Origin of the sequence: Sphingobium sp. Z007 (assembly GCF_900013425.1) — a bacterium.
Taxonomy (GTDB): Bacteria; Pseudomonadota; Alphaproteobacteria; order Sphingomonadales; family Sphingomonadaceae; genus Sphingobium.
This window is the reverse complement of sequence record NZ_FBXK01000005.1, coordinates 1,178,551-1,200,631: the sequence shown is the minus strand read 5'-3', so window position 1 is coordinate 1,200,631 and position 22,081 is coordinate 1,178,551. Positions and strand designations below refer to the sequence as shown.

Here is a 22,081-nt window from a genome sequence, read left to right as displayed (position 1 = left end):
TCAGGTGGTCGGGATTGCCGTGCAGTTCTTGCTGGTGCTGCCGAAGCTGGCGCTCACCGAGTTGCAGGTCCAGCCGGCGTACCAGGTGTCGCTGCTGTCCTTGACCGCGCCGACATAGGCGGTCGTGGTGAAGGCCGTATCGATCGTCTTGGGGTCGATCGCGACGACGGCGGTTTCGGTCGCGCCGTTGATGAACAGGCTGGTCAGCGACGGGGTGTAGGTGAAGCTGCTGTTCGCGCCGGCCGTGAAGATCGACTGGACCAGGGCGGCGTCGACGCCCGTGCCGGTGCCCTTGAACGGGGTGGTGTTGCACTGCATCACGACAGACAGGTAGCGCGGCTTGCCGGCGTCCTGCAGCGTGGTGTCGGCGTCACGGACCGCAGCGGCGCCGTTGATGCGCAGGCAGCTCTGGTTGGGACTGATGATGATGCCGTTGACCAGCGCCAGGTCGGCGCCGCCGCGCAGCAGCATCGATGCGCCATCGTCACCGGTGTTCGACCGCTGGATATGCGTGAAGTTGGCGACCTTGAGATACTGGCGGGGCAGCGCGTCTTCGCTGGCGTTGCTGTTGGTGGCCGAACCGTTCGAGTCGGTTTCAAGGAAGGTGTCGCCGATATTATTGCCTTCGCGCTGGGCGGAGATGACGAACTGGGCCGTGCCGCGGAAGCCGACGTCGGTGTCCAGATTATCGTCTTCGTTGCCGGTCAGCACCAGATACTTCATGTTGAAGCTGCCGCCGAACGCTTCGATGCCGTCGTCGGAGCTGTTGTGGACCTGAATATGGTCGATCACGGTGCCGCTGCCGACGCCCGACGGGGTCAGGCCCTGCAATTCGCGCGCATCCGCCAGGACGAAGCCCGAATAGCGGATCTGGACGTAGCTGAGGCGGCCTGAGCTGTCGGCATCGTTCGCGCCGCCATAGAGGGCGTTGCTGGTGCCTTCGGTATCGCGTTCGCAGGCGATGGTGCCGGGCGCTGCGGCCGGGGCCTGGCAGTCGGTGATCTTCGCACGGCCGAGCAGCACGATGCCGCCCCACTGGCCCGAAGACTGGTCGGTCGAGGCGCCGGTGACGTTTTCACGGCTGGTGAAGATGATCGGTGCGGTGGCGCTGCCCACGGCGTTGATTTTGTTGCCGCGGTTGACCGCCAGATAGGCGTTGCCGGTGCTGGCGAAGACGACGACGCCCGGATCGATGTTCAGCGTGACGTCGGTGTTGGTGGTGGCGGCGCCCTGGTCGGTGCCGACATCGACGCGGCCGGGCAGCGAATAGATGACGCCCGTGGTCTTGGCGATCGCCGTCGTCGCGGTGAAGCGCGCCGGGAAGGCGCAGTTACGCCAGGTGTTGGTGCCATCCGTGATGGTGCCCAGATCGCTCAGCTGGTTGGGGCCGGCGATGGCCGGGCAGTTGGCCGCCGGGGTCACCGCGGTCGGCGTGGGGGTCGGCGTGGGCGTGGGGGTCGGCGTAGGCGTCGGAGTCGGCGCGGGAATAACGATCGTGCCTTCGCCCGGCGAAGCGATGTCGTCGGCACCGCAGGCGCTCAGGCCCACGCAGGCGCAGCTCGCCATCAGGATCGTTTGGATACGGTTAATCTTGGCCATGTCGTCTCCGCTCCGGTGCTTGCCGGGATGGTTGAAGTGCGGAGCGCAGGGGAATTTCGACTCGGACAACGCCCCCTGTCGCCCTCAGGACGGGCAGTTAGGCGCGGCAGATGACAGGCTGATGCTTCTTCTGTGACAAGATGGCGTCGTTAAAATGACAGTTTGGAGACTCGATCGCCATTTCCATGGTTAAAGCCGTCTGTGCTAAGACATACGCCGGGGTGGGGTGATGGCAGGAGATGCGCTTGCAACCGGAAATTGAATTGAAGCTGGACCTGATGCCGCAAGCGGCGGAGATGTTCGCATCATGGCCGTCGCTGCCAATGGAGAACCAGACGGCGGCGCTGCACGCCATCTATTTCGACACGCCCGACCAGCAACTGGGCAAGCGGGGCATGAGCCTGCGCATCCGCCGAACGGGCCGCCGCCGTGTCCAGACAGTGAAGGCCGATGGGCGCGATGGCGCGGGCCTGTTCGCGCGGGACGAATGGGAGATGCCGGTGCGCGGTGTCACGCCGGTGCTGGACGATCGCACGCCTGTCGCGGCGCTGCTGGGCGAGGCCGTGGGGCAAGTGGACCGGCTGTTCACCGTGGACGTGCAGCGCCGGACGTGGATGGTGAAGCAGGACAGCGCCACCATCGAACTGGTGCTGGATCGCGGCGCGGTGCTGGCGAACGGGCGGGAACAGGCGATCTGCGAGATCGAACTGGAATTGAAGGCCGGCGAACCGGCGGCGCTGTTCGCGCTGGCGCGGCGGATCGATGCTGACATCGCCGTGCGGCCCGGCGTGCTTAGCAAGGCCGAGCGCGGCTATCGACTGACGCAGGCGTTACCGGCGGCGGTGAAGGCGGAGAAGGTGGCGCTGGACCCCACTATGAGCATCCGTCAGGCCTTCCTGCGGATCGTCGCGGCATGCCTGCGCCATTATCGGCTGAACGAGGCGCTGCTGCTGGACCAATATACGGCCGAAGCGCTGCACCAGGCGCGAGTCGCGATCCGGCGACTGCGATCCGCGTTGAAGTTGTTCAAGCCGGTCTTGCAGGCGGCGGACGTGGCCCGATTCCAGCGCGAATTACGCTGGCTGGCGGGTGTGTTGGGCGAAGCGCGCGACCTGGACGTGCTGGCGCCGCGGATTGGCGGCGACGCGGCCCGCGCGCGGCTGGCGGTGGCGCAGGGGCAGGCGCACGACCGCGTGCTGCAATGGCTGGAATCGGCGCGGGTGCGGATGGTGCTGCTCGACCTGGTGGAATGGATGGCGCTGGGCGCGGGTCTGGACGCGAAGGCCGGTCGGTCGGTCGTCCCCTTCGCCGCGACGGGCCTGCGCAAGCTGCGCAAGGGGATTGCCAAAGGGGGCAGACATATGATGCGGCTGAGCGACGAGGCGCGTCATAGCGTGCGCAAGGATGCCAAGAGGCTGCGCTATGGCGCTGAGTTTTTTGCCGGATTGTTCGACGGAAAACAGAAGCGTCGTCGGCGGCACAAGGCCTTTCTGGACAAGTTGGAAAGCATGCAGGATGCGCTGGGCGCGCTCAACGATCTGGTGACGACGCCCGCGACGCTGGCCCGACACGGACTGCCGTGCGATATCGGGACGGGCGGGGTGGAGAAGGCGGAATTGGTCGCCGCAGCGGCGATCGCGCATGGCGACCTCGTCGATGCGCGCCGTTTCTGGACCTGACCGGGGTCAGCCCCAGGGGCGCTCGCGATACCATTTGGTAATGACATGCTTCACGCCGGACCGCACCTTCATGCCATGGTGGAGGCTGGCAGGGTTCGGTGCGCCCGATGCGTCGCGGTTGTTCCAGGCGAGCAGCTTGCCGCTTTCGGGATGGATGGTCTTGCCGATCTTGGTGAAGCGGGTCGCGCCGCCGGCCGCGGGTTCGTTCAGATAGACCATCAACGTCCAGGTGCGATTGCCCGCCATTGAACAATATTTTGCATAGTCAGACCCCTTCGGGTCGAAATAATCGGTATGCGCCTTGAACTCCTGGCCGACATCGTATCGCTGCCCCTGGATCGGTTCGCCATAGGACGTCGCTATCCCGGCAAAAGCGTCCAGCCGCGCATTGATGGCGGCGACGAAGGGATCGGCATGGTCGAGGTCGCAAGTCTCGCTGGTGCGAAAATAGCCGTCGCCATTGGCGTCCGCTATGGTGGACGGGCGTCGTTTCGCGTCGATCCGATCGATCAGTCCGGCGCATTCGGTCGCGTCCAGGAAGCCACGCTGGATGAACAGTGTCAGATCGCGGTTCGGCACCCGCTGGATGCGCGGATGGCCGGCGATCCAGGCTGGGTCGGCGTCGGTCGCGGTAGGGGCGGGGGGCGCGGCGGTCAGGTCCGTCATGGCATTTCCTGATGAATATGCATCTATCGGCAGAGGATGCCGTAGCTAAGTTTCATTGGAGGAAATGCACGCAACATGGCATCACATCAACCGTGTCATATTAACGTCATATGATTGTCATCTAGCAGTCAAAACATTTGCTTAGCAGGCTGGCACAATGATGGGGGTTATTCGACGCCATGCGCGTGCCATTGGGCGATAGCATCAAAGGGGTTACACGGCGCTTCGCCCGAGACGGGGCGGGGCCGGCGCGTGGGTTTGACTGGCTGGCGCTGATCGAACGGGCGCTGCTTGTCCTGCTGGCGTTGCAACTGGTGCGGCTGGTCTGGGCGGTCGTCGTGCCGGTCGGCAGCTTTGGTCCCTGGGAAGGGCGGCAGGCGCAAATCCTGTCGCCCGGCGCGCGGCAGGCCCTGTTCGCCAGCTTCGATCCTTTTTTCCGCACCGGCGCGCCGCAGCAGACGGGCAATGGCGTCGTCACTTCGCTGGCGCTGACCCTCTATGGCGTGCGGTTGAATGAAGGGTCGGGCCTTGGATCGGCCATCATCGCCGCGCCCGATGGGGTGCAGAACAGCTTCGCCGTGGGCGACGAAATCATGCCCGGCGTGTTGCTGAAGGCCGTGGCGTTCGACCATGTGACGATCGACCGGGGCGGCGCGGAAGAACAGATTTTCATCGATCAATCGACCCCGGCGCCCGAAGCCGAATCTGCCGCGGCGCAGGGCGCAGGCTGGCAGAGCGCCGCGCCACCGCCGCCCGCAGCACCGGGCGCAGGCCCGACCGTGGATAGCCTGAAGCGCGACATCGGATTTGCTCCACGACTGCAGAATGGCCGCGTTACCGGCCTTGCCGTCACGGCCAAGGGGCCGGGTTTCGCGAGCGCAGGCTTCCGGCCAGGTGATATCATCAGCCAGATCAACGGCCAGCCGATCGGATCGACCGGTGATCTCCAGGCTCTACAGAACCAGATCGCGCCCGGCGCGCGCCTTTCCCTCACCGTCGAGCGCGGCGCTGCCGTGGCATCGGTCAACATCATAGTGCAAGGCCAATGACCCGCAAATTTCTCCTTACCGCCGCCACCGCACTTGCCCTGGCTGCACCGATTGCAACGCCGCTGATGGCCCAGCAGACGCTCAACGTCCGCGACGCCGACATCCGCGCCTTCATCCAGGATGCAGCGCGGGTGACCGGGCGGACGTTTATCATCGACAACAAGGTGCAGGGGAAGGTGTCGGTCGTGACTGATCGACCGCTTTCGCGGTCCGAATATTTCGAGATCGTGCTGTCCACCCTGCGCGCCAACGGTCTGGTCGCGGTGCCCGCACCCGGCGGCGCATACCGCATCCAGCCGGCCGATGGCGCGGCGGGCCAGCCCAGCGCCGTGGGCCGTGGAGCCAGCCGCAACAGCTTCGTGACGGAGGTGTTTCGCCTGCGCTCCATCGACGCGGCGAGCGCGCTGGAAACGCTGCGTCCGCTGGTCAGCAAGGAAGGATCGGTCACCGCCAACCGCGCGGGCAACAGCGTGGTCGTGGCCGACTATGCCGACAATATCGTGCGCATCCGTCAGGTGATCGCGCGCATTGATCGCGATACGTCCGCGACGCAGATGGTGATGCTGAAAAATGCTGGCGCGCGCGAAATCGCGACCTCGCTCCAGGCGCTGGTGGCTACCAGTGGCGGTGGCGAGAATGCCGCGCCGTCGGCCGCGACCGTGGTGCCGATCGACAGCAGCAACGCCGTCGCGATCCGGGGCGACGCCAATACCGTCGCCCGACTGGCCGCGATGGCGCGGCAATTGGATCAGCAGGCGGCAAGCGGCACGGAAATCCGCGTCTATTGGCTGGAACATGCGGATGCCGAAAAGCTGCTGCCGGTGTTGCAGCAACTGGTTGGCCAATCGACCAGCCAGCCGGTGACGGCGTCCACGCCGGCGGCTAGCGGTGCCCCCGCCGCGCAGGCGGCTGCGCCGGTCGCGGCGGCATCGTCGTCGTCCTCGTCCAGCGGCGGCGGCATTTCCACCCGTGGCCCGGCGATCGTCACCCGCTATGAGGGCGCAAACGCGATCATCGTGGCCGCCAACAGCGACGTGCAGCGGATGCTGGGCGAAACCATCCGTCAGGTCGACACCCGCCGTGAGCAGGTGCTGGTCGAAGCGATCATCGTCGAGATCAGCGATGCGGCGGCCAAGAAGCTGGGCGTCCAGTTCCTGCTGGGCAGCACATCGACTGGCTTTGCCGCGAGCAATTACTCTAACGCCTCCCCCAATCTGCTGACGCTGGCGGGTGCCTATGGCGCGACCCAGCTTGGCACGACGACGACCACCGTGGTCGCCCCCGACGGCACCCGCACCACGACGGAGGTGCAGAATAGCGGCGATCTCGCCAGCACATTGCAGGAATCGGCGATCAGCAGCCTGACCAGCGCGACCGGCGCGATACTGGGCCTTGGCGGCAGCATCGGCAAGAATGGCATTTTCGGCGCGATCATCAACGCGGTGAAGTCCGATACCGAAAGCAACCTGCTTTCCACCCCGTCCGTGATGACGCTGGACAATCAGAAGGCGTCGATCCTGGTCGGGCAACAGGTGCCGGTGACCACCGGCGAGGCGCTGAGCCAGAATTTCGACAACCAGTTCCGCACCGTCCAGCGCCAGGATGTCGGCATCAAGCTGGAGGTGAAGCCGCAGATCAACACCGGCGGCGCGATCAAGCTGTTCCTGCGCCAGGAAGTGTCGAGCGTGGCCGGGCCGGTCAGCAACTCCAGCAGCGACCTTATCATCAACAAGCGCGAGATCGAGACGACGGTCACGGTCGATGACGGCGAGATATTGGCGTTGGGCGGCCTGCTCGATGATAATGAGCGCAAGACGATCGAGCGCATCCCGCTGCTATCCGACATTCCGGGGCTGGGCGAATTGTTCAAGTCGCGCAGCAAGAGCCGGACCAAGACGAATTTGATGGTCTTCATCCGGCCGACGATCCTGCGATCGAAGGAGGACGCGCAGCGGCTGACGCAGCAGCGCTATGGCTATGTCCGGGGGATGCAGTTGCAGCGCAACCCCGATGTCGAACCGACCATCGACGAGCTGGTGCGCGATTATATGGGCGCGACGCCGCCGTTGCCGCCACAGCCGAACGATTCGGTCGTAGCGCCGGTTGCAGGCACACCGGTGGAGGTCATCGAACCCACCGTCCGCCAGTCCAGCGGCGTGGTGCGGCCGGTCGAGATACCGGCGAGCGGAGAGCGCAAGTGAGCGAGCAGACGCAAACCGATGCCATAATCCCGTACGCGCCGCCGTCGCGCCCCATCGACATTCCCTATGTCTTCGCGCGCAAGCATGGCGTCGTCATGCTGCCGATCGAGGGCGATCGGCTGACCATCGCGGTGCGCGAGGGCAGCGATCCGCGCGTTCTGCTCGAAGTGCGGCGGCATCTGGCGCGCAGCTTCGACGTCATCTTCGTCGAACCGGCGCAGTTCGACCGGCATCTGTCCAACCATTATGCGATGGAGGGCAGCGCTGCGGCCATGGCCGGATCGCTGGAGGTTGGCGCGGACGAGCTGGACATATTGGCCGCTGACATTCCGACCGCCGACGACCTGCTCGACAGCGCGGACGATGCGCCCGCCATCCGCCTGATCAATGGCATCATCGCCGAAGCCGCGCGGCAGGGCGTGTCGGACATCCATATTGAACCCTATGAGACTGGCCTCATCGTGCGGATGCGCGTCGACGGCGTGCTGCGCGAAACGCTGCGGATGCCGCCCCATGTTGCGCCGGTCGTAGTCAGCCGCATCAAGGTGATGGCGCGGCTGGACATTGCCGAACGGCGCGTGCCGCAGGACGGGCGCATCGGTCTGACGCTGGGCGGCAAGCTGCTCGACGTGCGTGTGTCGACCCTGCCCAGCCGGGCGGGCGAGCGGGTGGTGCTGCGCATACTGGACAAGGAAAATGCCGGGATCACGCTGGATCTGCTGGGCATGAACGGGGTGCCGGACCGGATTTTCCGCGAAGGATTGAGCGAACCTAACGGCATCATCCTGGTCACCGGGCCGACCGGTTCGGGCAAGACGACGACGCTCTACGCCGGACTGCGCCAGCTTAATGACGGCACGCGCAACATATTGACGGTCGAAGACCCGGTCGAATATGCGATGGAAGGTGTGGGCCAGACCCAGGTCAACGCCAAGGTGGGCCTGACCTTCGCGGCCGGCCTGCGCGCCATCCTGCGGCAAGACCCCGACGTCGTCATGGTCGGCGAAATCCGCGACCGGGAAACTGCGGAGATTGCCGTGCAGGCGTCGCTGACGGGGCATCTCGTACTCTCGACCGTCCACACCAACGATGCCGTGGGCGCGATCACGCGGATGCGCGACATGCGGGTCGAACCCTTCCTGCTGGCCTCCACCCTGCGCGCGGTGATTGCCCAGCGGCTGGTGCGGCGGCTGTGCCAGAGCTGCCGCGAGCCGGTGCAGGCGGACAAGTCGGCCAGCGCGCTGCTGGGCTTCGACCCCGGCACGATCATCTATCGGGCCAAGGGCTGCGACGCGTGTGGCGGCAGCGGTTATAAGGGCCGGATCGGCGTGTTCGAGGCGATCCGGGTGGACGACACCATCCGCCGCCTCATCAACGACGGCGGCGACGAATCACTGATCGCGCGCCATGCCTTCCTCAATGCTCCCAATCTGGGGTCGGCAGCCCGTGCGCTGGTGCGTGACGGGCAGACCACGGCGGAGGAAGCGATCCGCGTGTCGCGCCGCGACGTGATCGAGGCGGAAACCATCGCCGATGGCTGAATTCGACTATAGCGCGATCGACCCGGCTGGCCGGGAGCGCAGCGGCAGCATCAAGGCCGGAACGATCGAGAATGCGCGCGCCAAGCTGGATGCGCGCAAGATGTTCATCGTGCGGATCGAGCCGGGCGCGGTCGAGACGGCGCGTAAGCGAGCGAACCTGTCGCTGCGCAGCCCGCGCCTCAGCCCCAAGGAATTGACGCTGTTCACGCGCCAGTTGGCGACACTGACCCAGGTCAGCCCGCTGGAGGAATCGCTGCGCACCATCGGCCGCCAGAGCGAGCAGGATCATGTCCGTGCGATCGTGGGCAAAGTCCATGGCGGGGTGATGGAAGGACGGCGGCTGGCCGACGCGCTGGGCGCGGAGCCGAAAAGTTTCCCGCCGCTCTACCGCGCGATGATTTCCGCGGGCGAAAGCTCCGGCAGCCTGCCCACAATCATGGAGCGGCTGTCGGACCTGATGGAACGACAGGCGGTGATGCGGTCCAAGGTGCTGACCGCCATCGCCTATCCCAGCGTCTTGGCGACCTTCGCCGTGTTCGTGGTCGCCGCGCTGATGATCTTTGTCGTGCCCAAGGTGGTGGAGCAGTTCGACACGGTGGGGCAGGAATTGCCGCTGCTGACGCGGATCGTGATGGCCATTTCCGCTTTCCTGGCCGCCTATTGGTGGCTGCTGCTGATCCTCATGCTGCTGGCCGGGGTGGGTTTCTGGCGCGCCATGAAGAATGACCGCTTTCGCTATCGCTTCGACGCGATGATGCTGGGATTGCCGGTGCTGGGCAAGCTGATCCGGGATTTGCACGCCGCGCGCATGGCGCGGACGTTGTCCACCATGGTCGCCAGCCGCCTGCCGTTGATGGAGGGGCTGACGCTGACCGCCAACACCGTCCACAACCGCGTGCTGCGCAAGGCGTCGGACGAGATTGTCGAGGCGATCCGCGGCGGCGGCAGCCTGTCCGCCGCGCTGCGCCGCGCGGGTGTGTTTCCGCCGCTATTGGTCTATCTGGCCGCCAGCGGCGAGAGCGCCGGGCGGCTGGATACCATGCTGGAACGGGCAGCCGACTATCTGGAGCGGGAGTTCGACGCCTTCACCTCGACCGCGCTCGCCATGCTGGAGCCGATCATCATCATATTGATGGGCGGCATCGTCGCCGTCATCATCCTGTCCATCCTGCTGCCGATCCTGCAGCTGCAAAGCCTGACCGGGGCTTGAAGGAGTTGAATATGAAGAATTTGTTTTCGACCCGGCCCATGTTCCCCGGCGAAAGCCGGGGCCCAGAGTCCGATAGGCTGTGTCCAGAACCCTGGACCCCGGCCTGCGCCGGGGCACGCTCATCATCCGAGGAGCGTGGCTTCACGTCTTCGAGGCGTTCCGCCGAACACGGCTTCACGCTGGTCGAACTGATGGTCGTGATCGTCATCATCGGCCTGCTGGCGACGATCGTGGCGATCAACGTCATTCCCGCGACCGACACCGCCCGGGTTGAAAAGGCGAAGGCCGACATCGCCACCATCGAACAGGCTCTGGAGCAGTATCGGCTCGACAATCTGACCTACCCGGCCGGATCGGACGGGTTGCAGGCCTTGCTCAACCCGCCCGCCTCGCTGGCGCAGCCGCAGCGCTATCGCCGCGGCGGCTATATCAAGAAGCTGCCCGACGATCCGTGGGGCCGCGCCTATGTCTATACCGTGCCGGGCCGCAAGGGCGCGTTCGACATCAGTTCGCTGGGCGCGGACGGCCAGCCGGGCGGAGATCAAGAAAATGCGGATATCTATTCCAGCGAAATCTGAGCGGCTGTGCCCCGGCGAAGGCCGGGGTCCAGGGTCTCATGCGCAGCGCCAGCAATACTGGGCCCTGACCTCCGCCAGGCCGCGTTCGCCGAACGCCGAACGCGGCTTCACGCTCGTGGAACTGATGGTCGTCCTCACGATCATCGGCTTCATTTCGGCTGCCGTCGTGCTCGCCATCCCCGATCCGCGCGGGCGCGTGATCGAGGATGCCGACCGCTTCGCCGCGCGCGTCGCCGCCGCGCGCGACGAAGCGGTCGTGACCGCACGCCCCATGGGTCTGTGGGTGTCAGCATCAGGCTATGGGTTCCAGCGCCGCGACGCCGGGCAATGGGTCGCGCTGGAGGACAAGCCCTTCGTCACCGCCAACTGGAAGGGCGGCACCCGTGCCCTGGTGGGCAAGGATGGCCGCCAGCAGATTGCCTTCGACGGCACTGGCCTGCCGACCGATCCCTTGACCGTCACCCTGGCGCGCGAAGGCGAGCGGGTGTCGGTGAGCGTCGATATGGCGGGGAAGGTCATGGTCGGTGGGTAAGCGCGAGGCCGGTTTCACTTTGCTGGAAATGCTGGTCGCGCTGGCGGTGTTCAGCCTGGCCGCCTTGGCGCTGGTGCGGTTGCAGGGCGTGACGCTGCGCACCGCCGCCGATCTCGACAGCAAGGCGCTGGGCCAGATCGTCGCGCGCAACCTGATGGTCGATGTGCAGACCGATCCGATCCCGCCGTCCGTGGGCGAGGAGGATGGCGAGGTCGATAATGGCGGGCGGCGCTGGCACTGGAGCCGCACTGTCAAGCCGACCGACGACGCGCGGCTGTTGCAGGTCGACCTGACCGTCGATGGCCAGCCGGGCGCATCGCCGGTGGTGTTGAGCTTCGTGCGGGTGGCTGAGTGATGGCTGCTACCCACCAACATCCGTTCGTTTCGAGCGAAGTCGAGAAACGCGGCAAGGCCAAGTTCAGCGAAGCTAGACGCTTGCGCCGCGCTGGACGCTTCTCGACTTCGCTCGAAGCGAACGGCGAAGAGGATGCACCACGCCACTTGATGTCTTCTATGGCTTCCGCCGAACGCGGCTTCACGTCCTTTACGGCTTCCGCCCAACACGGCTTCACGTCTTTTGATCGTCACGCCCAACACGGCTTCACGTTGATCGAACTGCTCGTCGCCCTCATGATCTTCGCCATGCTGGCGGGGGCAGGCGTGCTGCTGCTGGGCAACAGCGTGTCGGCGCAGGCCCAGATCAAGGCGCGGCTGGACGATAGCGCGGCGGTGCAGCGCGCGGGCGGGGCGCTGGCCGGCGACCTGGGGCAGGCGGTGCCGCGCATCACCCGGACCGAGGCAGGCACGCTGGCCCCCGCCTTCTGGGCGCATGACGAGGGCGAGAGCCAGCCTGTGATGCAGTTCGTGCGCGGCGGATGGGACAATCTGGGCGACCTGCCCCGGCCATCCTTGCAGAAGGTCGAATATTGGGTGCGGCAGGGGCGGCTCGAACGGCGCACATACGCCCAACTAGACGGCGCGACAGGCGACGAACCGGCTGCGCTGCTGGAGAATGTCGAGGCGGTCTTGCTGCGTTTTCGCGATGCGGAGGGCAAATGGCGGGAGGATTGGACGCCGACGCAGCCGGACCTGCTGCCTCGCGCGGTCGAAATGACGGTGACGCGCGCAGCGCAGCCGCCGGTCATGCTGCGCTTTCAGGTTGCGCCAGGCCCGCCGGAAAAGCGGGAGGTCGCGGCCGGTGCCTGATCCCCGGAAGAAAAGCGAACGGGGCGCAGCGCTGCTGACCGTGCTGCTGCTGGTGGCGGTGATGGCCGTGGTCGCCGCGACCGCGCTGGAGCGGGTCGCGCTGGCGACGCGGATGACCGGCAATGGCGGCGCGGTCGATCAGGGCCGCGCCTATGCCGATGCCGCGACCGAGATGGCGCGGCTGCGCATCGCCGACCTTACCGCGTCCAACCCGGCCAAGATCACGCTGGCGGGCGGATGGATGGGCACGCCGCAGAGCTTGCCTGTGCCCGGCGGCATCGCCACCGCGCGGGTGACCGATGCGGGCAATTGCTTCAACCTCAACAGCGTCGTCAGCGGCGATGATGCGGCGAACCTGAAGGTCCGCCCGATCGGCGTCAGCCAGTTTCAGGGGCTGTTGCAGGCGCTGGGCGTGGATGCGCGGCAGGCGCAGGGTGCCGCGGCGAGCCTGGCCGACTGGATCGACACCGACAGCGCGCCCCAGCCCGGCGGCGCAGAGGACGAAAGCTATGCGCGGATGGAGCGGCCCTATCGCGCCGCCAACCGCATGATGGTGGATGCCAGCGAACTGCGCGCGGTCAGCGGGATCAGCCCGGCCATCTATGCGCTGGCGCGGCCATGGATTTGCGCGCTGCCGGTCACGGATTTGTCGCCGATCAACATCAATACGCTGCTGCCCGACCAGGCGCCGCTGTTCGCGATGCTGATACCGGGACAATTGAGCGTGGCGCAGGCGCGGCAACTGCTGGCGCAGCGGCCGACGGACGGCTACGGCAGCACGGTGCAATTCTGGGCCTTGCCCTCCCTTGCCGGGCTGTCGCCGATGACCGAGGTGCAGGAACAGGTGAAATTGACGACGGGATTTTTTGGAGTGGACGTGTCGGTGGATGTTGGGGGAACGCAGGTGGTGGAGCGGGCGCTGATCGATGCGCGGCAGAGCCCGGCGCTGCTGGTGCGTCGCAGTTGGGGGGCGGGGGCATGAGCAGTCGCGACGCCCTGATCGTCATGCTGCCCGAAGCGGCGGGTGCCGAACCCCATTGGATGCGGGTGGTGGACGGCGCGCTGGTGCAGTCGGGCGTGGGCGCGAACTGGCTGGCGGCCTGCGGCATCGCCGCGCTGCCCGATCAGGCGCGGGTCATGCTGGTGCCGCCGGCCGCGCTGGTGACGCTATATTGGACGGCGCATCCCGACTTGCCGGTGCGGCAGGGGCGCGCCGCCGCGCGGCTGGCGGCGCTGGCCGGCGGGCTGCTCCCGTCCGATCAGTTGTTCGCCGCGACCGACGCCAATGAAGATCCCTCTAACCCCCATATCGTCGCGGTGGCGAGCCGTGCCGATGTGCAGCACTGGCTGCTCTGGGCGCAGCATCATGGACTGGACCCGGACATCATCGCGCCTGCGGCGCTGCTGCTGCCAGCGCCTGAGAGCGGCTTCACCCGCGGCCTGATTGCGGGCGAGGCGGTGTTACGCGCGGGCGATATGGCGCTCACCGCCGACATGGCGCTGCCGGCGCTGATCGCCGATGCGCCGATCGCCGACGTGACGCCGGGCGTGACCGAAGGGCGGGCGATCGCCGCGCTCGACGCGCCGCCGCTTGACCTGCGGCAAGGCGATTTCGCCAAGCGCGTTCGCCGCGCGATGGATGGCCGGGCGATCGGCCGCGTCGCAATTTGGAGCGGGCTGATCTTGCTTGCAAGCCTGGCCATCGCGCTGATCGCCATCGCCAAGCAGCATATGGAGGCAAGCCGCCTGGATCGCGAAAGCCTGGCACTGGCGCAGCAGGTGACGCCTAGCGCCACCGATGCGGTGCAGGCGCTGGCTGAAATGGAAGGCAAACTCGCCGCGCGGGGCGCGGCTGGCCGTGCCTTCACGGCGCCCGTGGGCGCGCTGCTGGCGGCAATGCAGGATGCGCCGGGCGTCGCATTGACTGGCCTGTCGCGCGATCCCGACGGCATGGTCCGCGCCACCCTGGCCGCGGCCAAGGCGGACGACATCAACATCGTGCTGCTGGCGTTGCAGGCGGCCGGTTTCACAATCACGGCGACCCCGTCCCAGGATCCGGGCGGGCGAACGCTGGCAGATATCACGGTGCGGTCATGATGGAACGGTTGGGCGCATATTGGGCGGAACGATCGACCCGCGAGCAATGGCTGCTGGGCGTGATGTTCGCGCTGCTGGCGGTCGTGATCCTGTGGTTCGGCATCGCCATGCCGCTGGACCGGGCGCAGCGCAGCGCGCGCGATACGCTCAATGAAGCGACCGATCGCAATGCGGCGGTGCGCGCCGCGGTGAAGCAATTGAAGGCGCTGCCGCGCAATGCCGCTGCGACAGGTCCGGTTACGCCGATCGACCAGTTTGTCGGGCAGAGCGCGGGCGAGGCGGGATTGACGCTGGAACGGGCACAGGCACAGGGCAGCGACCGGATCGACATCGCTATTGCGTCGGTCCGTCCGGTTGCGCTCTTTTCCTGGCTTGCCGCGCTGGAGGCGCAGGGCGTCCGGGTTGAAACGATGAGTGCGCGGCCTTCGCCCACGGCGGGCAGTGTCTCGATGCAAGCGGTGCTGTTGCGGGGAGAAGGGCAATGATGGGCCTGACCCTCTCGCGCCGGATGCGGATCATTCTCCTCCTAACGCTGGTGCTGGGCCTGCTGTTGTTCCTGCCGATGCGGGTCGCGCTGGGCCTCGCCGGGCTGGAGCGGCTCGGCATCGCGGCGCGGGAGGTGCGCGGCACGGTATGGAGCGGGCGGATTGACCAGTTGATGCTGGGCAATATGCCGCTCGGCAGCGTGCGCGCCGGGCTGTCCCCCGTTTCGCTGCTGGTGGGCCGTGCGCGATTCGATATCGCCCGGACCAAGGGGCTGGCGGATGATGTGCAGGGCGCGCTCACCGTCGGCTTGGGCCGCATCGGCGTGGATGATGTGACCGGCGCAGTGCCGCTTGGCCGCACCTTCGCGCCGCTGCCGGTGGGCAGTCTTATGCTGGAGGATGTCAGCGCCTATTATGCGGGCGATCGCTGCGGCCATGCCGAAGGACGCGTGCGGGCGCGCATGGCGGGGCAGTTTCCTGGTCTAAACCTGACGCAGGGGTTGTCGGGCGTGGTCAGTTGCGATGGCGATGCGCTGCTGCTGCCGCTGGTCAGTCAGTCGGGAATGGAGAAGATCAGCCTGCGCATCTGGCGTTCGGGACGCTATACTGCCGAAATGCGTGTCGAAACCGCTGATCCGACACTGGCGGCGACGTTGGGCCAGGCCGGCTTTGCGGGCGTCGGCAACGCCCAGATACTCAAGGTTGAAGGCACGCTGTGATCCAGCCGGTCGCGGCGCTGATCGGCGCGCTGGCCGGCGCGATCCTGGGCAGTTTTCTCGCCACGCTGATCCTGCGCTGGCCGCAGGGGCGGGGCGTGGCGCGCGGGCGATCGGTTTGCGACGGCTGCGGCCGGATGCTGGCGGCGCGCGACCTGATTCCCCTTTTCAGCGCGATGGTCCAGCGTGGCCGCTGTCGCACCTGTGGCGCTCGGATCGACCCGCTGCATGGCCGGGTGGAGGCGGGATGCGCGATCATCGGCGCGTTGGCGATCGGCGGAGTGCCGGACATGGGCGGGATCGGCTGGGCGCTGCTCGGCTGGACGCTACTGACGCTGGCGATCCTGGACTGGCGGCATTTCTGGCTGCCCGATGCGTTGACACTGCCGCTGGCGTTCCTGGGCTTGACCATCGGCATGTGGGCGACCGACGTTAGCCTGATTGACCGCGTCATGGGCGCGGCGATCGGCTATGGCGCATTGCTGGCCATATCGATGGGCTATCGCGCGTTGCGGGGACGTGATGGGTTGGGCCTGGGCGATGCCAAGTTGCTGGGCGCGCTGGGCGCCTGGTTTGGATGGCAGGCGTTGCCCTTCATCCTGTTGATCGCGTCGATGATGGGGCTGGTCGTGATGCTGGCCAGCGGACGGGCGAGGAGCCGCACCGCGCGGGTGCCATTGGGCACCTTCCTTGCGCTAGCGGCGTTGCCAGCGTGGATCATGGTCCTGCGCTTTTTTTAGGAAAGTGGTCGGGGAGACAGGATTCGAACCTGCGACATCCTGCTCCCAAAGCAGGCGCGCTACCAGACTGCGCTACTCCCCGACGAGGGGCGGCCTTAGCGGGGGAAAGCGCGTCCCGTCAATCGCCGATCGCGCCGATCAGTGAAAGAACAGCCACAATAGCAAAATGATGGGGATAGGCACGCCCAGAAGCCACAATAATATGCCCTTACCCATGTCGATCTCTCCTCATGTCGCAAGGATAAAAGCGGTGGAGGGGCAAGGATGTTCCGCATGCAATGCGGTTGGGTGCGGCACAAACAAAAAGGGCGGGCCGTTAAGGCCCGCCCTTCGAGAATCTCGCAAATGCGAAGATTACATCGCGTTCGAAGCGTTCTCAGCAACGTTGGCGGCGTTAGCAGCAACATTGGCAGCGTTAGCAGCGTTGTCCGCTGCGTTGGCGGCGTTCTCAACGACGTTTTCGACGACGGCGTTCGAAGCGTTCGCGGTCTCGTTGGCCGGCTTCTCACCGCAAGCGGCGAGGGCCATCAGGCTGGCCGAAGCGAAAACAGCAGCGATCTTCTTCATTGTGTACGGCTCCCATAGCATTATGCCGCGTCAGGCACGTTTGAAATGTAACCCTACGCGAGCGACCCGCATTAACGTGTGCGATGCACAAATCAATGCTTTTCTGCGCCGGTGAAACGATGGAATCACGCGACAGGGCGTTGTCTACTATAAAAGTCTAGTTAACGCCCATGGATTCTGGTGCATTGGCGACAGCGTCCAGCGTCACCGTCCATGCGGCGACATTCTGCCGCAACTGCTCCGGGTCCACCTTGTCCAGCGTATCGTCAGGCGTGTGGTGCAGATCGAAGTATCGCGTGCCGTCCTGTTGCAGGTCGATCACCGGCACGCCGGCCTTCACCAACGGTGCGATATCCGCCCCGCCGCCCGCTTCCTGCGTGCTGGCACCTACGCCGAGTGGCGCGAGTGCCGCCGCAACGCGCTTCGCCAGCGCCTCATGCCCCTGCGGCAGTTTGAAATCGACGCGCCAGATACGGTCCGCCCCGAAATCCGATTCGATCGCCAGTGCGTGCTTCTCCGCGCCGTGCGCCTTATAATAAGCGCGCGCGCCGTCGCCGCCGACTTCCTCCGCGCCCGCCATCAACACGCGGATGGTGCGACGGGGCTGACCAGTCTTCGCCACCTGCAAGGCGGAGGCCGCCGCAATGCCGCAGCCTGTTGCGTCATCGATCGCGCCGGTGCCCTGGTCCCAGCTGTCGAGGTGGCAGGCGGCCACTACGATGCCCGCCGTCGGATCGCTGCCGGGGATTTCGGCGATGACATTGCCAGACGGTTGATCCTTGAGCATTTTCGACGTCAGCGTCAGATGCACTTTCACCGGCTGGCCGCGCGCGATCACGCGGGCAAGCTGTTCGGCGTCCGGCACGGAAAGCGCCGCGGCCGGGATTGGCGTCACGCCGTCAGCCCACATCTGCACGCCGGTATGCGGCACGCGATGATGGTCGGTGCCGATCGATCGGATCAGGATGGCGATCGCGCCTTTTTTGGATGCGATGCTTGGTCCCTGCCGCCGCGCCGCGCCGAAATAGCCGTAGGACGAGCCATCCTGCGTCGCCTTCATGCCATGATCGACAAAGGCGATCTTGCCTTTGAGCGCAGCGGCAGGCGCAGCGTCCAGATCGGCGATGCTGGCGAAATAGACGATCTCGCCCTCGATCCCCTTGTCGCTGGTCGATCCGCTGTTGCCGAGCGCCGCCAGCACCAGATTTTGCGGAAAGGGCGACACTATGCGCGCCTCGTCACGGCCGCGCACCCATACCGGCATGGTATAAGGTTCGGCCCGGACATTGGAAAAGCCCAGCGCCTTCAATTTCACGACCGCCCAGTCGCGGGCACGCGCTTCCTGCGGCGTGCCGGCGGGGCGAGGGCCGACTTCGGTCGTCAGCCCTTCGGTAAAGGCAAAGGCGACATCGTCCTTCATCGCCGCATCGCGAATCGCGGCGCTGTCCGCCGGTGCGGCGTGGGACAGGGCGGGGGTGAAGATGCTGCCAAGGAGGAGGGCGGCCAGCGTGCCCGATCGGATTTTCTGCATGGGTGAAGGCGTAGCGAGCCATCCCCCATTTGCCAATGGCTTCCGCCTCCGCTAACTCGACCCGGATTTTCCTACCCGTCTTTTCGGAGCTGCTGAACCCATGTCCGCCTCCTCGCAATATGCCTATGTCATGAAGAGCATGACCAAGACCTTCCCCGGCGCCGCCAAGCCGGTGCTGAGCAACATCAACCTGCAATTTTATCGCGGGTCCAAGATCGGCATCGTCGGCCCCAACGGCGCGGGCAAATCCACGCTCATCAAGATCATGGCCGGCATCGATACCGATTTTTCCGGTGAAGCATGGCCAGGCGAGAATATCACCGTCGGCTATCTGCCGCAGGAGCCGCAGCTTGACCCCAACAAGACCGTGCTGGAAAACGTGAAGGATGGCGCGCGCGAAACGGCGGACAAGCTGGACCGCTTCAACGAGATCAGCACCATCATGGGCGATCCGCCCGAAGACGTCGATTTCGACGCGCTGATGGAAGAGATGGGGACGCTCCAGGAGCAGATCGACGCCGTCGATGGCTGGTCGCTCGACAGCCAACTGGAACTGGCGATGGAAGCGCTGCGCTGCCCGCCGTCGGACTGGTCGGTGGAAAGCCTGTCGGGCGGTGAAAAGCGGCGCATCGCGCTGACCCGCCTGCTGATCCAGAAGCCCGACATCCTGCTGCTCGACGAACCGACCAACCATCTGGATGCCGAAAGCGTCACCTGGCTGGAAAATCATCTCAAGGAATATGCCGGTTCCGTCCTGATGATTACCCATGACCGCTACTTCCTGGACAATGTCGTGGGCTGGATCCTGGAACTCGATCGCGGGAAATATTTCCCTTACGAAGGCAACTACTCCACCTATCTGGAGAAGAAGTCCAAGCGCCTGGAGCAGGAAGACCGCGAGGCCACCGGTCGCCAGAAGGCGATCAACGACGAGCTGGAATGGATCAGGCAGGGCACGAAGGGCCGCCAGACCAAGTCCAAGGCGCGTATCAAGAAGTTCGAGGAACTGGTCGCCGGCCAGAACAACCGCTCCCCCGGCAAGGCGCAGATCGTCATTCAGGTGCCGGAGCGGCTGGGCGGCAAGGTGATCGAGTTTAAGAACATCACCAAGGCGTTCGGCGACAAGCTGCTGTTCGAAGATCTGTCCTTCCTGCTGCCTCCGGGCGGCATCGTCGGCGTCATCGGCCCGAACGGCGCGGGCAAGTCCACCCTGTTCAAGCTCATCACCGGCCAGGAAAAGCCGGATGCGGGCGAGATCGACATCGGCTCGACCGTGCGTCTGGGCTTTGTCGACCAGAGCCGCGATCATCTCGACGGATCAAAGAATGTTTGGGAGGAAGTCTCCGACGGCCTGGATTACGTCAAGGTCAATGGCCACGACATGTCGACGCGGGCCTATGTCGGCGCGTTCAACTTCAAGGGGCAGGATCAGCAGAAGAATGTCGGCAAGCTGTCGGGCGGTGAACGCAACCGCGTCCACATCGCCAAGATGCTGAAAAAGGGCGGCAACGTGCTGCTGCTCGACGAACCGACCAACGATCTCGACGTCGAAACGCTGGGCGCGCTCGAAGAAGCGATCGAAAATTTCGCGGGTTGCGCCGTGGTCATCAGCCATGATCGCTTCTTCCTCGATCGCCTGGCCACGCACATCCTGGCGTTCGAAGGCAATAGCCATGTCGAATGGTTCGAAGGCAATTTCGAAGCCTATGAAGAAGACAAGCGCCGCCGCCTGGGCGACGCCGCCGATCGCCCGACCGCGCTGTCGTACAAGAAGCTGACGCGCTGATCGGATGCCGTCCGGCGGGGCGGCGGCCATGCGATTGCAATATTTGCAACCGTAGCGCCGCCGTTCGCACTTGCGATGGTGGCGCTAACATTTCATAGGGGTGGTGCCTTTCAGGCATCCTCTCCTAAAACTTTATGGGCTGGTCCTTCACGGATCGGCCCTTTTTTTGTTTATCAGCCGTCCAATGCCATCCGCGCTGCGCTAAGGCGAGTTAAGCCGGGACAGGGCAGCCGACAGGTGGTGGCCCCAGCGCGGGATTCTTGAGAAAATCCCGGTCGGTCAGCGCATCAAGAAACGCCAGCAGCGCGGGTATGTCGATCCCGGTCAGATGCGCGGCGGCATGACGGCGAATAGCGCCGTCGATGCTGTCGGCCTTGCCATCATGCAGCCAGGGCCCGGTGACCGCGACGTTGCGCAGCGACGGGGTGCGGAACTGTTCGGGCGGCGGCTCAAACCCTGGCGGTGGCGGCTTTCCGCCATAGGCCGGATCGTCCGATTCGCGCGGCGCCGCGGTGCCGACATAATGGACCTTGCCATCGGTCAGGTCTGGGCCGCTATGGCAGGATGCGCAGCCCGACGCCTTGAACTGTGCCGCGCCTTTGGCGGCCAACGGGGTCAGGGTGCCGCGATCATAGGCGCTGCCGAACGATATCATCGTGCGCTGGAACGCACCCAGCGCCGCCGTCACTTTGGCGAAATCCGCGCCGCCCTTTGTGCCGGGAAAGGCCTGCGCGAACATCCGGCGATAGCAGGGATCGGCGTCCAGCCGCGTGGCCAGGTCGCCATCGCGGTCGCCCACGCCCATTTCCACCGGCTTGGTCCCGGTCATCGGCACCATCGCCTGCGCCTCCAGCGTGGTGATGCCCGCATCGGTCCAGGTCAGGCCGCTGCGCCAGGCGACATTGGCCAGCCCGGGCACGTTGCGAACGCCCATGTCGCCGGTCACGCCGATATGGGTGGGCTGGCCGTCGGTAAAGCCGCGCGCCTGCTGGTGGCAATCCGCGCAGGCCATGCTGCCGTCATGCGACAGCGCACGATCGTAGAAAAGGCGGCGGCCCAGCGCGACCTTGGCCGCGCTCATGGCCGTGTCGGCGGGCAGGGCAGGCGCGCTGACCCCCACCGGAAAGACGGGCCAGCGCCAGTCCGCCCCCGCGCCCATCGCCCCGGATGCCAGCACGACCGCGCCGATGCTCCCTGCTACGCCAACCCGCATGGCCATTCCCCCCTGTGCCGCGCACGACGAACGAACGCTGGCTTATCCGCAGGGGGAGGGCAAGGGGAGGGGGCGTGAGTGGATGGTGGATACGTCACGTTATACCGTCATCCCCGCGGGGGCGGGAATCCATCTCCCGCCTTTCCGCCTTGTTGCGAGCGTCGGAGATGGGTTCCCGCCTTCGCGGGAATTACGAATTGGGTGGAAAGGCGACAGTCCGCTTTCGCAAAGAATATCGTGAAAGCAGACAGATTATCCCAACTCATCCGGGAAAGCTCCCGGAGGTATAGCTGCTTCGCCTTTGGGCGTAATCGACAACAAATAAAAGATCGCGCCAGCTTGCTGGGGCGGCAGGTAGTTTGCCTGCATTTGAACAACCGCCAGGGCAGCAGCGGCAGCCATTGGTTCAGCCGTTCGGGCTTGATCCCAATCCGTAACACCAAGAGTAGTCAAATATCCGCCCGCCACTAGAGACGTGACAAGAGCTACCGCGCTCTGGAGGTTTTTATCTGGATCGGCCCAGACCACCTCCCATAGGCCGCGCCAATCCTCGAAACAGTCCTCTAGCAATCCCGTCTCAGTATCGCCAAGCTGCACAATTGCTTCCCCCAAGGACCATTCATCACCATCAAGGTGTCCGCTTTCAGGTTCGTGTGCAAGCCGCGCCTATGGCATTGAATGGTCG

Annotated in this window: 21 protein-coding genes and 1 tRNA gene; 15 read left to right on the top strand and 7 right to left on the bottom strand. The window is 65.5% G+C overall.

Annotated elements, in window-relative coordinates; genetic code table 11:
- On the bottom strand, positions 1–1,599 hold the full coding sequence (locus CEQ44_RS13710; protein ID WP_088184087.1) for a hypothetical protein: 1,599 nt from the start codon (positions 1,597–1,599) through the stop codon (positions 1–3).
- A 245-nt stretch (positions 1,600–1,844) separates the two neighbouring features.
- Between CEQ44_RS13710 and CEQ44_RS13705 the strand changes: the two genes are divergently transcribed.
- On the top strand, positions 1,845–3,278 hold the full coding sequence (locus CEQ44_RS13705) for a CHAD domain-containing protein (protein WP_088184122.1): 1,434 nt from the start codon (positions 1,845–1,847) through the stop codon (positions 3,276–3,278).
- A gap of 6 nt (positions 3,279–3,284) precedes the next feature.
- Here CEQ44_RS13705 and CEQ44_RS13700 read toward each other — a convergent pair whose 3' ends face one another.
- Positions 3,285–3,944: a 2OG-Fe(II) oxygenase gene (locus CEQ44_RS13700; RefSeq protein WP_088184088.1), complete on the bottom strand. Its 660-nt coding sequence runs from the start codon at positions 3,942–3,944 to the stop codon at positions 3,285–3,287.
- Positions 3,945–4,123: 179 nt separating this feature from the next.
- Here CEQ44_RS13700 and CEQ44_RS13695 point away from each other — a divergent pair, with 179 nt between their 5' ends.
- The 13 genes from CEQ44_RS13695 to CEQ44_RS13635 all read left to right on the top strand — a co-directional run bounded on the left by CEQ44_RS13695 (position 4,124) and on the right by CEQ44_RS13635 (position 16,299).
- Complete coding sequence (locus CEQ44_RS13695; RefSeq protein WP_088184089.1) at positions 4,124–4,993, top strand: type II secretion system protein N; 870 nt, start codon at positions 4,124–4,126, stop codon at positions 4,991–4,993.
- Positions 4,990–7,194, top strand: a complete 2,205-nt coding sequence (gene gspD / locus CEQ44_RS13690) for a type II secretion system secretin GspD (protein ID WP_088184090.1) — start codon at positions 4,990–4,992, stop codon at positions 7,192–7,194. The genes CEQ44_RS13695 and gspD overlap by 4 nt, the downstream gene beginning before the upstream one ends.
- On the top strand, positions 7,191–8,735 hold the full coding sequence (gene gspE / locus CEQ44_RS13685; protein ID WP_254913710.1) for a type II secretion system ATPase GspE: 1,545 nt from the start codon (positions 7,191–7,193) through the stop codon (positions 8,733–8,735). The genes gspD and gspE overlap by 4 nt, the downstream gene beginning before the upstream one ends.
- Entirely contained in the window at positions 8,728–9,945 is a 1,218-nt protein-coding gene (gene gspF, locus CEQ44_RS13680; protein ID WP_088184091.1) for a type II secretion system inner membrane protein GspF, read from the top strand. The genes gspE and gspF overlap by 8 nt, the downstream gene beginning before the upstream one ends.
- 11 nt (positions 9,946–9,956) lie before the next feature.
- The gene (gspG, locus tag CEQ44_RS13675; protein ID WP_254913711.1) at positions 9,957–10,523 is read left to right on the top strand and encodes a type II secretion system major pseudopilin GspG; all 567 of its coding nucleotides are present in this window, start codon (positions 9,957–9,959) and stop codon (positions 10,521–10,523) included.
- 64 nt (positions 10,524–10,587) lie between these two features.
- On the top strand, positions 10,588–11,055 hold the full coding sequence (locus CEQ44_RS13670) for a GspH/FimT family pseudopilin (protein ID WP_088190026.1): 468 nt from the start codon (positions 10,588–10,590) through the stop codon (positions 11,053–11,055).
- Entirely contained in the window at positions 11,048–11,410 is a 363-nt protein-coding gene (gene gspI / locus CEQ44_RS13665) for a type II secretion system minor pseudopilin GspI (protein WP_254913712.1), read from the top strand. The genes CEQ44_RS13670 and gspI overlap by 8 nt, the downstream gene beginning before the upstream one ends.
- A 158-nt stretch (positions 11,411–11,568) precedes the next feature.
- A complete protein-coding gene (gene gspJ / locus CEQ44_RS13660) occupies positions 11,569–12,261 on the top strand; it encodes a type II secretion system minor pseudopilin GspJ (RefSeq protein WP_088185563.1) in 693 nt (230 codons plus the stop codon).
- Complete coding sequence (gspK, locus tag CEQ44_RS13655; protein ID WP_088185562.1) at positions 12,254–13,243, top strand: type II secretion system minor pseudopilin GspK; 990 nt, start codon at positions 12,254–12,256, stop codon at positions 13,241–13,243. The genes gspJ and gspK overlap by 8 nt, the downstream gene beginning before the upstream one ends.
- Positions 13,240–14,358, top strand: a complete 1,119-nt coding sequence (gspL, locus tag CEQ44_RS13650; protein ID WP_088185561.1) for a type II secretion system protein GspL — start codon at positions 13,240–13,242, stop codon at positions 14,356–14,358. The genes gspK and gspL overlap by 4 nt, the downstream gene beginning before the upstream one ends.
- Positions 14,355–14,843, top strand: coding sequence for a type II secretion system protein GspM (gene gspM / locus CEQ44_RS13645; protein ID WP_088185560.1), 489 nt, complete (start codon positions 14,355–14,357; stop codon positions 14,841–14,843). Before gspL ends, gspM begins: the two co-directional genes overlap by 4 nt.
- Positions 14,840–15,562 carry a type II secretion system protein N gene (gene gspN, locus CEQ44_RS13640; RefSeq protein WP_088185559.1) on the top strand — a complete coding sequence of 241 codons (723 nt, stop codon included), beginning with the start codon at positions 14,840–14,842 and terminating at the stop codon, positions 15,560–15,562. The genes gspM and gspN overlap by 4 nt, the downstream gene beginning before the upstream one ends.
- Positions 15,559–16,299, top strand: a complete 741-nt coding sequence (locus tag CEQ44_RS13635; protein ID WP_088185558.1) for an A24 family peptidase — start codon at positions 15,559–15,561, stop codon at positions 16,297–16,299. Before gspN ends, CEQ44_RS13635 begins: the two co-directional genes overlap by 4 nt.
- Before the next feature lie 5 nt (positions 16,300–16,304).
- Here the strand turns inward: CEQ44_RS13635 and CEQ44_RS13630 are convergent.
- The 3 genes from CEQ44_RS13630 to CEQ44_RS13620 all read right to left on the bottom strand — a co-directional run bounded on the left by CEQ44_RS13630 (position 16,305) and on the right by CEQ44_RS13620 (position 18,397).
- Positions 16,305–16,381, bottom strand: a tRNA-Pro gene (locus CEQ44_RS13630).
- Positions 16,382–16,653: 272 nt separating this feature from the next.
- On the bottom strand, positions 16,654–16,866 hold the full coding sequence (locus tag CEQ44_RS13625) for a hypothetical protein (protein WP_088185566.1): 213 nt from the start codon (positions 16,864–16,866) through the stop codon (positions 16,654–16,656).
- A gap of 157 nt (positions 16,867–17,023) precedes the next feature.
- Positions 17,024–18,397 carry a M20/M25/M40 family metallo-hydrolase gene (locus tag CEQ44_RS13620; RefSeq protein WP_088185557.1) on the bottom strand — a complete coding sequence of 458 codons (1,374 nt, stop codon included), beginning with the start codon at positions 18,395–18,397 and terminating at the stop codon, positions 17,024–17,026.
- A gap of 100 nt (positions 18,398–18,497) precedes the next feature.
- Between CEQ44_RS13620 and ettA the strand changes: the two genes are divergently transcribed.
- Positions 18,498–20,183, top strand: a complete 1,686-nt coding sequence (gene ettA / locus CEQ44_RS13615; RefSeq protein WP_088185556.1) for an energy-dependent translational throttle protein EttA — start codon at positions 18,498–18,500, stop codon at positions 20,181–20,183.
- A 211-nt stretch (positions 20,184–20,394) separates the two neighbouring features.
- Here ettA and CEQ44_RS13610 read toward each other — a convergent pair whose 3' ends face one another.
- On the bottom strand, positions 20,395–21,396 hold the full coding sequence (locus CEQ44_RS13610; protein WP_088185565.1) for a cytochrome-c peroxidase: 1,002 nt from the start codon (positions 21,394–21,396) through the stop codon (positions 20,395–20,397).
- A 252-nt stretch (positions 21,397–21,648) separates the two neighbouring features.
- Positions 21,649–21,993 carry a hypothetical protein gene (locus CEQ44_RS13605; protein ID WP_140419391.1) on the bottom strand — a complete coding sequence of 115 codons (345 nt, stop codon included), beginning with the start codon at positions 21,991–21,993 and terminating at the stop codon, positions 21,649–21,651.
- Positions 21,994–22,081: the final 88 nt, after the last annotated feature.